This is a genomic window from Kaistella haifensis DSM 19056, assembly GCF_000735695.2.
GTDB classification, from domain to species: domain Bacteria; phylum Bacteroidota; class Bacteroidia; order Flavobacteriales; family Weeksellaceae; genus Kaistella; species Kaistella haifensis.
This window is the reverse complement of the sequence record NZ_JASZ02000045.1, coordinates 1-9,156: the sequence shown is the minus strand read 5'-3', so window position 1 is coordinate 9,156 and position 9,156 is coordinate 1. Positions and strand designations below refer to the sequence as shown.

14 protein-coding genes are annotated in these 9,156 nt (G+C 37.2%); 1 reads left to right on the top strand and 13 read right to left on the bottom strand.

The features are described from left to right. Positions 1 to 299 precede the first annotated feature (299 nt). The 13 genes from AP75_RS13180 to AP75_RS13130 all read right to left on the bottom strand — a co-directional run bounded on the left by AP75_RS13180 (position 300) and on the right by AP75_RS13130 (position 8,110). Complete coding sequence (locus tag AP75_RS13180; RefSeq protein ID WP_143755900.1) at positions 300 to 587, bottom strand: hypothetical protein; 288 nt, start codon at positions 585 to 587, stop codon at positions 300 to 302. Positions 588 to 604: 17 nt separating this feature from the next. Beyond that, the gene (locus AP75_RS13175) at positions 605 to 1,030 is read right to left on the bottom strand and encodes a hypothetical protein (protein WP_031502152.1); all 426 of its coding nucleotides are present in this window, start codon (positions 1,028 to 1,030) and stop codon (positions 605 to 607) included. A gap of 88 nt (positions 1,031 to 1,118) precedes the next feature. Further along, a complete protein-coding gene (locus AP75_RS13170) occupies positions 1,119 to 2,120 on the bottom strand; it encodes a nucleoid-associated protein (RefSeq protein ID WP_031502151.1) in 1,002 nt (333 codons plus the stop codon). 4 nt (positions 2,121 to 2,124) lie between these two features. Continuing rightward, on the bottom strand, positions 2,125 to 2,817 hold the full coding sequence (locus tag AP75_RS13165) for a DUF3164 family protein (protein ID WP_031502150.1): 693 nt from the start codon (positions 2,815 to 2,817) through the stop codon (positions 2,125 to 2,127). Then, positions 2,814 to 2,975 (bottom strand): hypothetical protein, encoded by a 162-nt coding sequence (locus AP75_RS14495; protein ID WP_169711630.1) that lies wholly within the window; start codon positions 2,973 to 2,975, stop codon positions 2,814 to 2,816. Before AP75_RS14495 ends, AP75_RS13165 begins: the two co-directional genes overlap by 4 nt. A gap of 50 nt (positions 2,976 to 3,025) precedes the next feature. After that, on the bottom strand, positions 3,026 to 3,205 hold the full coding sequence (locus tag AP75_RS13160) for a hypothetical protein (RefSeq protein WP_031502149.1): 180 nt from the start codon (positions 3,203 to 3,205) through the stop codon (positions 3,026 to 3,028). A 2-nt stretch (positions 3,206 to 3,207) separates the two neighbouring features. After that, complete coding sequence (locus tag AP75_RS13155) at positions 3,208 to 3,429, bottom strand: hypothetical protein (protein WP_031502148.1); 222 nt, start codon at positions 3,427 to 3,429, stop codon at positions 3,208 to 3,210. A gap of 5 nt (positions 3,430 to 3,434) precedes the next feature. Continuing rightward, positions 3,435 to 4,064, bottom strand: coding sequence for a P-loop NTPase family protein (locus AP75_RS13150; protein WP_051872567.1), 630 nt, complete (start codon positions 4,062 to 4,064; stop codon positions 3,435 to 3,437). Next, positions 4,054 to 4,494, bottom strand: coding sequence for a helix-turn-helix domain-containing protein (locus AP75_RS13145; protein ID WP_088264951.1), 441 nt, complete (start codon positions 4,492 to 4,494; stop codon positions 4,054 to 4,056). Before AP75_RS13145 ends, AP75_RS13150 begins: the two co-directional genes overlap by 11 nt. After that, positions 4,491 to 5,354: an ATP-binding protein gene (locus AP75_RS13140; protein WP_031502145.1), complete on the bottom strand. Its 864-nt coding sequence runs from the start codon at positions 5,352 to 5,354 to the stop codon at positions 4,491 to 4,493. Before AP75_RS13140 ends, AP75_RS13145 begins: the two co-directional genes overlap by 4 nt. Before the next feature lie 8 nt (positions 5,355 to 5,362). After that, positions 5,363 to 7,387, bottom strand: coding sequence for an integrase catalytic domain-containing protein (locus AP75_RS13135; protein WP_088264950.1), 2,025 nt, complete (start codon positions 7,385 to 7,387; stop codon positions 5,363 to 5,365). A 153-nt stretch (positions 7,388 to 7,540) separates the two neighbouring features. Beyond that, positions 7,541 to 7,714 (bottom strand): hypothetical protein, encoded by a 174-nt coding sequence (locus AP75_RS14370; RefSeq protein WP_158212089.1) that lies wholly within the window; start codon positions 7,712 to 7,714, stop codon positions 7,541 to 7,543. A 183-nt stretch (positions 7,715 to 7,897) separates the two neighbouring features. Continuing rightward, entirely contained in the window at positions 7,898 to 8,110 is a 213-nt protein-coding gene (locus AP75_RS13130) for a hypothetical protein (RefSeq protein WP_088264949.1), read from the bottom strand. A 79-nt stretch (positions 8,111 to 8,189) separates the two neighbouring features. On the opposite strand from AP75_RS13130, the gene AP75_RS14515 reads away from it, so the two are divergent. Then, the gene (locus AP75_RS14515; protein WP_185116486.1) at positions 8,190 to 8,597 is read left to right on the top strand and encodes a hypothetical protein; all 408 of its coding nucleotides are present in this window, start codon (positions 8,190 to 8,192) and stop codon (positions 8,595 to 8,597) included. Positions 8,598 to 9,156 lie beyond the last annotated feature (559 nt).

Below are 9,156 nucleotides of genomic sequence, written 5' to 3'. Positions count from 1 at the left end.
ATCGGGATATCTGCTTTTGGCGGACTCACCATTAAAAACTAACACCGTCTGAAGTATTACTACCAAAGACTTTTGTGCAATCTTACCTGAATTGCAGACGGGTTTTTTAAACACCATTGCTTAAACCGGTCTTTTCAAGGAGCAGGTACTAAGGTAAGAAATAATGGATTTGGAATATTGAATTTTTCACGCCGACTCCTCCTCGTTAGCGGCTAAAAACAACTTCGTTTTCGAGTAGGGGAATTGCAGTTAACATGCTTATTAAAAATATTGCTACTAAATATTTCATATTTTAATATTTAAAAAAGTTCTAGTTGTAAATTTTTTGGAATTGAAATAATAATAATCTCATCTGTTGGACTCCAAATACTTCTTACTTTACCATCCTCATTCTCAACAAAACCATTAAACCAACTATTCATGTTATCTTCTGTGTCTTTACATCTGATATGAATATGTTCTGGTGAACATTTTTCCATTCCTTTTTTTGTCAATCCTAATTCGTCAGCCGGGTTAGCACAGGTGCAATTTCTTTCTATCGACTTAATTACGTGTTTACGATGACTATAGTTTGCTTTAATAGTCATCCCTGAAGAAAGTATCATCAGTTATAAGATATTTGTTCATTAATAAAACCATCAACCAATCGCTTAGAAAAAGTAAGGTCCTTTTGAGCGTTGAGGAAAGCACTGTAAAGGCTGTCTAATCTTGCGGGTGGGATTTGGTTAAAGTTTTTTTCTTTGGCAGCTCTACACGCAATTGCTTTCACGTACTCCATAGAAACTTTTCTATTTGCTAATTTGAAAACTCCAAAAATGCAGGCGATCAGGCGCTTTCTTTTTTTATCGAGATCGTTTTTCTGTTTGGTGGTTTCATTCTCCAGGAACGTACAAAGGGTGTTCAGTTCCGAGGCGTTAAGTTGACGAGCTGACGATTTTGCACCGTTGGTAAATTGAGCGATAATTGCTGCTCTTTCTTCTACTAGACCTTGGTTTGAAAGCAAGGTCATTAATTTTTTAAGTGTTGCCATTTTATTCTGATTTTAATTTGGAGCGGCGACAGGATTCGAACCTGTAGTGACCGATTCACCGCTCTTTGATATATAGAGAATTTATGTTCTAAGATTCCTGTTCGAAATACAGTTTGTAATACTTGCCGTTTTCGTCCTCACCATTTTCAATCAACTTTCTATCGCCGTGAACATAAATGTGAAAGTTCTTATCAAGCTTGATGATGCTTTTGAAGCTCCGCTGTTGTTTTTTTACAGCTGGTACGCTGATTGGAAATTCGTCTAAAATAGAAATCTGCATTTCCTGCTCATAGTCTGTCAAATAATTCCCGAAGCTTTCAATTACCTGTTCATCTTCCAAAACTTCTGAGGTGAATTCATCAAAACTGAACTCTTCTTTTTCTTTGAAAAATGCTAATGATTTATTAAGGAACTCCGACTGGTCTACCATTGAAATCTCATATTCCTGGGGAAGTTGCTTCGTGACGAAATCTTTAAATACAGACATTGTTTGCTGTGTTTGGAAAAAGTCATCCGGGCGTTGCTTTACTTTCAAAAAATCTTCGAACCAATAATACAGATCACCGTTTTTGTTATTGTCAACAACCTGTAGTACATAACCATTCTCACTTTCAGTATTGTAAATCAATGCAGCTTTGTCAATCTTGGTAAGGCTAATCCCTTTGTCCTCTTCAAGATTCAGTGAATCCGGTATTGAATGTATTTTTAAGAAAGATTCCCTTTTTTCGGTTTTGAAAATTCCTATTTTATCAAAATCGTTTTCGTCGGTTTTTGGAAAGAAAACAATAAACAATTCTCCACCTTGAACTCGTGGATTTTCGGCGGCATCATAAAGCAATCTTCCGAGGTTTTGAGAATTATTGATTAATGTTTCTGGGTCTTCGAAAATCAAATTCGCAATCTTGTAAGCGCGGTTATTTGATAAATAAGAATCACTGTAGAAATGAAATGTTTCTCCTGTTTTGAAAGCTCCTAAAAAGTAGTTTTGAAGCAATTCTAACATATTGTCATTCAATTGTAACTCCTCGCTGGAAATGTAACAGCCTTCCTGATTGATTTTGTTACCGATTTTGTGTGCAATTATTTTCATGTTTCTAATCTTTAGGAAGTAAAAAATTGAGGTCCATATCTGCCGGAAGGTCAACGCCGGTAATTGAAAGAGGAATGTTTTTTTCGATACCGGTACCATCCTTTGTAACCGCCTCGATAAACCATTTGGAAACCTTTGGCTTGTATTCGCTTTGGATCAGTTCTACGCCTCGCTGAAAATCCGTATCCGGGAAATCTTTGTCAGCGATTTGGCGAAGCTCCAGAACTTTCTTGCTGTCTAAGTCACCGTTTCCATTTCGCTGCAATAACCGGTAAGCGATTGAAAGCACTTTTTTTGAATTTTCATCCTTACCTAGTGAGCCAAGGAACTTGTGAACCATTGCGATCCCGTACGCCGCGTTCTCGCCGTAACCGTCCGTAATTCTGTAACCTAGTTTAATGCTGTCGTTTCCGACTGTGATTGTGTGCGTTTGTTGATTAGACCTTACGCCGATGGTTTCGATTTTCTGTTTCAGATAAATTTGAAAATCCTGAAAAACTTTAGCTTTTGCTTTTTCCAAAGCTTCCGAGGCGTCGCGCAGTATTCTCATTGATTCCGGCATTGTTTCCGCTGCCAATTCGTCAAGAGCTTTTAGGTCTGCAGCTCGTTTTTCCTTTTCAGCTTTTTTCTGATCACTAAGCTGTTTTGCGAGTTCCCGTTTTTGTTCCGGAGATAATTGGGTGATGTCGATTGTCATAATATGTTATTTGTAAGTGTTAAATTTTTAAGTTGGTTTTCGTACTGTATCAGTTCCTCGTTGATCTTTGGCCAATCATCCTGAAACCTGTAATCTTCTAATTGAGCCTTGAGATTTTTAATGATTTCTTCGAGCTCCTGTTCGGTGGGTGGAAACATTTCGTTCATTTCTAATTTTCTTTTTGCTGCTTTTTAATTTATTTATCCTCTTAAAATTGAACACCTTCTTTAAAGCCTTTGTCATAAATCTTTGCTAATTCCTTTTTTATGATTTCTTGGCTATTTTGAACTGCTTTAGATTGATTTCTAATTGTTTCGGCATAACCTGTATTTTGAGGTACATTCAAAATATTTTTCGTTATTTCATCTAAAATTTCCTCTGCATTCATAATTAAAAAGGGCTTACCCAGCTGTGTTTTGTGATATAATTTAATTTTGTTGTCATCTTTTCTTCCACGGTATCCGGTAGCTGATAATCTTTGCCATTGAGTAGGGCGCTTCGGTTCTGGTGGATGAGCATTCGGTCAAAGTCTGTGAGGTACTTTTCACCGTAACTGTCGTACTGTAGAGCTACAGTGAGCTGTAGAAATCTTTCGTCGTGGTTTTCTGTCATAGTTTTTATTCGATTTTTGCGTGATAGTTTGCTGAGCGTTCTGCATCAATAATAAATTCTTCACCACCGCCGTAACGGCTTTCCGGAAAGGCTTTGAAACCTTCTACTTTAATCTTCACATCAGCATCGAATTTTATATCTTCAGCTAATGATCCTTTGGGATTTCCGCTTTTGTCGGCTTGTGAAATGAAAATCCACAGCTTGTTTCGGAACTTCTCCCGCAATTCCTCGAAATTTTTTTTGTTGAGTTTCGCATATTGCAAACTGTCAATCATGATGATTTCGGGGCTGCGCTGTTTCTCGAGCCGCTCGCAAATCTTTTCCATTGGCACCCGGTTCCCAAATAGAACCTTATCTTTTACAGAGCTGATTCCCGACCGCTCTACATTCATCTTAAAAGATTTGGTTTTGCCCTCTTCCAAAGTGTTTATCAGTACTTTGTTTTTCACAAATCCGGTGAGATACTTTGCCAGCTGCATCATGAATGATGATTTTCCGTTGAATGATTTTCCGTAGATAATCCAAACTCCACGCGCTTCCGGTTTGCCAAATGATGCTTCCCATTTTCCTTCGAAGTTGAAATCCTTAAACTTTGTACTTTCCAGCTCTTCGACTGAGAAAAAATCATTCGCCATATAATTCTCTTTTGTTTTTTAATCTCCTAATCAATGTATCTGAAACTCCGAATTCTTTTGCAATGAGGGTAATATTGCTGTTGGTTTCCAATTTTTCAATGATCTTATTCCTTGTTTCTTCATCCACTTTCGGTGGGAATTTTGAGTTTCCGCCACTTGCTCCCCATCGTAGATTTGTATAATGGTAATTCGTGTAGTCGCAATCAATATGTTTTGCTGTTAATCTTGGTTCGGGAGCCATTCCGCTCCAGCATTCTAATACTAATTTTGCTAAACCTATCTGAATATCCTTGTAATAGAAAAATTTAAAAGGATGCTTTCCTCTATTTCTTATTTTTAATGAAACCGGATGTTCATTCATAAGTACTTCCGAGCCGTCTTCGTTTACTTTTAATCCTTTGATTTCTGGGTGATATCTAAATTCTTTCATTGATCTGTCAGTTTTCGTTTTTCATCAATTCTCAAAGCGATAATGCTGTCTGAAACCGCTCTTAAATCACCTTTAGAATTTCTAGCGATAATTTTGATGTTATTTTCATCTGTCAACCCGTTTGATTCGCACACGGCTTTTATATCCGTATATGTGGTGTCTTCGAGTTCGTAGAATCTTCCGAATCGGCTGACCAATTCTTCATAGCCTTTTTTTCTCAGTCTGATACCGTCCTCGAACCGCTTTTTCAGGTAGTATGTGGCCAAAATAATAATAGAGCAGTGGCCTTTGAGTTCGTTGTAAAGCGTGATAAGAAAGAGGAGGACTTTATCGTCAATTTTATCCACTTCATCAATAATCAGTTGCGGCATATCCATCGCTTTGAATTTTAACACGATATCTCGCATCATGTCGGCGATTCTCACAGATGGATTTTTATCCCCGAGCTGGGAAAGAATTTCCTGTAAGAATAATTTCCGGTCCCAATATTGTCCGCATTCGATTCTTACTACATTTTTATTTTCGGATTCAAATTTTTTCGTTGCGGTGGATTTACCTGCGCTGGCTCTTCCGATGATGGATAAAACAAGGGCGTTGGTTTTGGCATCTTCCAGCATATTGTAAACTTCAACGACGTTGGTAGTGGGCGCAAACTGCCAATCTTTGGAATTATAGCCGATTTGAGCGCCGATTTTTCTGAACATATCGTCTGTATAAGGTTCCCAGTTTCCACTCAATAGATGGGAAACTACGGCGGAACTTGCGCCTTTAAGTGATGCAGCTGCTTTGTTCTGACTTCCTTTTTGTGCAACGTACAAGCGGAGCTGGTTTACAATTGCGATTTTTTCTTTCTGATCCATATCTGGTATTAATTTTTATTAAATGTTTCGAAGACTGATTTTCTGTTGGTTTTTATTTGCTCTTCCTTGGTTCCGTAAGCGAGCATTTTTGCATCGAGTTCCCAGTTGTCCACAATCATTGCGTTTTGCTCATCGACAAGTGATTCCCGTGTAATTCCGGTACGTTCTGCAATCTCCTGGTACCTTGTCCAGTCGCGCATCATTTCCCGGTCTCTTACTGCCAAATCTCTGAGCATTTGTGCCTTGCTGTCTTCTGTAGAGAATTTCATCATTTGGCTGTGTTCCCGTTTCTTCTGAGCATACGCTACAAACACCTTTTGTCCTTTTTCGTTGAGCTCGTAGAGTTTGATGTACTCATCCAAGTATTCAGGATCATAGTTGACAATGAGTTTTGTGTTCACGTATTTCTGTCTGAAATCCTCGTCGATCTGGTTGTCTTTATCATAAACCTCGAATTCGTAATCAGTACCGGAAACCGTAAGTTTCATTCCCTCTTTTTTGTAAATTTTCGGTTTGGTTTCTTCCAGCCAGAACATGGAAATTTGTTCGAATGCATCAAGTTCCTGGGTGTGTTCCGATTTCGCGGCGTACACTTCGTTTCGTGATTTGTTGAATCGGGGATGTTTCATGGCGTTCCACTCGTTAACCATTACGATGAAGTGTTTGTATAGTTCATCTTTGGTCGGCAGCGCATTTTTAAACTCCTTGATGAAGTCAACATTCACCTGTGAGCGACTTTGCTTTGCTTTTATGGACTGTTTGTCTGAAAACCAACGCTTACCAATAACTTGCTGTTGAAAGCGGTTAAAAACCTGCTCGATGGGATTTGATTTTCTGCCGACTTTATGATGATAATGGGAGTTAGAAACTTTACTATACAACTCTTGCATTTTCTTGGTTCTGTGACCGGATTGCGCATCGTATGTAAACAGATAAGGTTTTGCGCCGGCTGTGTTGACTGCCATCTTCAATGCTTTGAAGTGATCAACATGGGTTTCAGACTCTGACAAACTCCAGCCTATTATTTTTTCTGAATAAACATCGATTACTACGTCGATGTTCATATCCGCGCCCATTTTGTTCTTATTATCCTTGATGTGAATGGTATCGAGCTTGGTTCCGTCAATCGCCCAGTGTGCATTGGGGAAAAGTGTTTCTTTGTTTTTCTTGATGCTGTGACCAAATCGGTTGATGTAAGCTTCTTTGCCGTCGCGCGGTCTTAACCAAATCCTTTCGTTTTCCGGCTTCATGATGAAGTTTTGAATACCACTTTCTGAAAGTCTTGGAAATCCTGTTACAGCGCGTTTCTTTTCATAGGCTGCAAACAGTTCCGGAATTGAACACTTAATCGGTAAAGAATAGTAAGCGATTAACCACTCGCCAACCTCCTGCGATATCTTCAAGGAGTGATTGTTACAATAGTTGTTATGAATCAGGCCTTCCAATCCGGTTCTTGGATATCTCTTATTTGCTTTTTTCAGAATACAGGACTCAAACTTAGCGCGTAAGGCTTGTGGATTTTCCGGAAGATCAAACGGATAACGAAATCTTAAATCATCGCTGATATTGTGAGCCGATTCTGTAATATTTTGCCATAATTCCGCTTTGTTGATTTTGGGATTGGCATTGGTAACCTTTACAATTACTTTGTTAATTGCATTGAATATGCAAACGTTGGCGGTATATTCTTCAACAGCATCACTGTTGGCTTCAGATAAATATCTTCCGTCCTCAAGTTCATAATTGGCGAAATATGCAGCAGCGTTTTCATCAGAGGATAGAAACTCAGAAAAATGAATTGTGCTTTTTTGCTCGTTTGGATTTATACCTAAATCGTGCTCAATTATGTTTTTGAAACGTTCTGGCAGCGAACTGTAAATGTATAAGGCTGGATTGCCAAGACCGCCGCCATTGCGAGCTTTCTTTATTTTACCTTTACTTGCCAATTTCTTGAGGTTGTTAAAGGAAATAACACCTGTTTCAGAAAGCCAATTAGCTTGGACACATAAAGTATTGTTGTAATATTCGAACATAGATTTAAACGGTGTTTAAATGGTTGTTAATTTTGTTCCCAGCGGAGGAATCGAACCTCCGAGAAACCGTTTGGGATTATTGTAATTCTTCGAGCTGGATTGCAAAATACTCGAGCGCATCTATGCCATCTTGAACCACACTGCAGATATCATTTAATTGTTCCGTTTTTTTGGCATAAGATTCGCAGTCGATGACTCTAACCATTTCTCAGATTTTTCGCTAACGTAGTCTTCACGCTGGGAAATAGTTTCTTCCATTCTTTCTAACTTTGTATTTAGCTTTTCTGCAATTTTTGTAAGCGCTTCTTGCTCTTGAGTAAATTTCATTTGTATAATTTTAGAGGTAAAATCAGTTCACGCCGTGGTGTCGAAACCATTTTTAAATAGTTTTGTGAGTTGAAAATTCGATTGTACCGAATAGCGTCCAGGTTTCGGTAATAGTTTTGTCAGCGAATGCAAAGGATATGGTTCGTCTGAATTTCAAAAATTTGTGGATTAATTTCTTCATAATTATGATTTTAAGGTTTCTAAAGATTTCTTAATTGCCTTTTTAGACTCATTGTCCATTGTTTTGTACTCCTTTTTCAGAATATCCGGCATTTCACCTACACGATCTCCTCTCAGCGATTTTCTAATAAAATCTAGGGAATACCCATATCTATTTTTTAGTTCAGTAAGGATAACCGTATTGTAGGTTTGGCGTTTTTTTGTAGGTTTGTCCATTGTTTAATTTGTCTTTTTATTAATACAAATATAGATAATATATTTTCGATTGAGCAAATAAAACGTAAATAAATTTACTATGATTAAAGAAAGAATCATTCAAGTAATTGAAACCAAGGGTATTGCAAAGGAAATTTTCTATGCAAAAATAGGAATGACATCCGCTAATTTTAGAGGAGAAGCAAAGAAAAGGCCTATTAATTCGAATGCAATCGAAAATATATTATCGGAAATACCTGATTTAAATCCAGAATGGCTTTTAACCGGAAAAGGATCCATGTTGAAAGAGGGGGGGAGTATGATTGTAGATCAGCCAAACCCGGTTAGAGACAAACTTATCCTACGACAAGATCAGCTGATTGAGCTTTTAGAAAAAGAAAACACACATTTAAGAAAACAATTAAATGAATTAAAAAAAGAAGAAAAACCTCCTGTTCATATTGGAAAGGTGGCTGAGTTTGGAGAAAAACTAACTAAAAAACCATAGAGATTGTTTAATTTATTGCAAATCAACTGTTTATATTAAAATAGCATTAATTTTATAATATAATCACCCCTTTAACTCAATATATTTATAAATCTACCGAGCAAATTAATTAATCATTCAATTATAGTCTGAATGTATTTTTTTATTTATTTTGTCACCCCAAAGGTAACCCCAAAGGTAACCGCACTATGATTTTTAAGGTTTATTGATAGTTATCTTTGATCTTGATTTAAAACTCTTTTAAAATATAATTAAACACTCTTTTAAACATTAAAAAACCGCCAGAAAACCTTTATAAATTGGGTTTTCTGGCGGTTTTATGTTTCAGATGGTAATAACACTTAAATCTTACCCTTTAACGGGATGCTGGAAGGAAGCAGAACGGTAGTAAACGGTAGTAAATTTTACGTTTTGTCAATTTGATTTTTTTGCATTTTTTTTCACGTAAGCCCTACAAACAAAGACTTTCCTTAAAAAATCATCTTTTTTTTATTTTGACCTTTTGTGTTGCATGCCCTATCGTGTCACGAAGATAATAATTTTGAAAGCAATTCACAAC

What these genes read in the sequence shown, in the direction of transcription:
- AP75_RS13165 (WP_031502150.1), bottom strand. Translation starts at nt 2,817, where the DNA reads ATGACAATCGACATCACCCAATTATCTCCGGAACAAAAACGGGAACTC.
- AP75_RS13160 (WP_031502149.1), bottom strand. Translation starts at nt 3,205, where the DNA reads ATGAATGCAGAGGAAATTTTAGATGAAATAACGAAAAATATTTTGAAT.
- AP75_RS14370 (WP_158212089.1), bottom strand. Translation starts at nt 7,714, where the DNA reads ATGAAATTTACTCAAGAGCAAGAAGCGCTTACAAAAATTGCAGAAAAG.
- AP75_RS14495 (WP_169711630.1), bottom strand. Translation starts at nt 2,975, where the DNA reads ATGTTTCCACCCACCGAACAGGAGCTCGAAGAAATCATTAAAAATCTC.
- AP75_RS13155 (WP_031502148.1), bottom strand. Translation starts at nt 3,429, where the DNA reads ATGACAGAAAACCACGACGAAAGATTTCTACAGCTCACTGTAGCTCTA.
- AP75_RS13140 (WP_031502145.1), bottom strand. Translation starts at nt 5,354, where the DNA reads ATGGATCAGAAAGAAAAAATCGCAATTGTAAACCAGCTCCGCTTGTAC.
- AP75_RS13130 (WP_088264949.1), bottom strand. Translation starts at nt 8,110, where the DNA reads ATGGACAAACCTACAAAAAAACGCCAAACCTACAATACGGTTATCCTT.
- AP75_RS13175 (WP_031502152.1), bottom strand. Translation starts at nt 1,030, where the DNA reads ATGGCAACACTTAAAAAATTAATGACCTTGCTTTCAAACCAAGGTCTA.
- AP75_RS13135 (WP_088264950.1), bottom strand. Translation starts at nt 7,387, where the DNA reads ATGTTCGAATATTACAACAATACTTTATGTGTCCAAGCTAATTGGCTT.
- AP75_RS13170 (WP_031502151.1), bottom strand. Translation starts at nt 2,120, where the DNA reads ATGAAAATAATTGCACACAAAATCGGTAACAAAATCAATCAGGAAGGC.
- AP75_RS13150 (WP_051872567.1), bottom strand. Translation starts at nt 4,064, where the DNA reads ATGGCGAATGATTTTTTCTCAGTCGAAGAGCTGGAAAGTACAAAGTTT.
- AP75_RS14515 (WP_185116486.1), top strand. Translation starts at nt 8,190, where the DNA reads ATGATTAAAGAAAGAATCATTCAAGTAATTGAAACCAAGGGTATTGCA.
- AP75_RS13180 (WP_143755900.1), bottom strand. Translation starts at nt 587, where the DNA reads ATGACTATTAAAGCAAACTATAGTCATCGTAAACACGTAATTAAGTCG.
- AP75_RS13145 (WP_088264951.1), bottom strand. Translation starts at nt 4,494, where the DNA reads ATGAAAGAATTTAGATATCACCCAGAAATCAAAGGATTAAAAGTAAAC.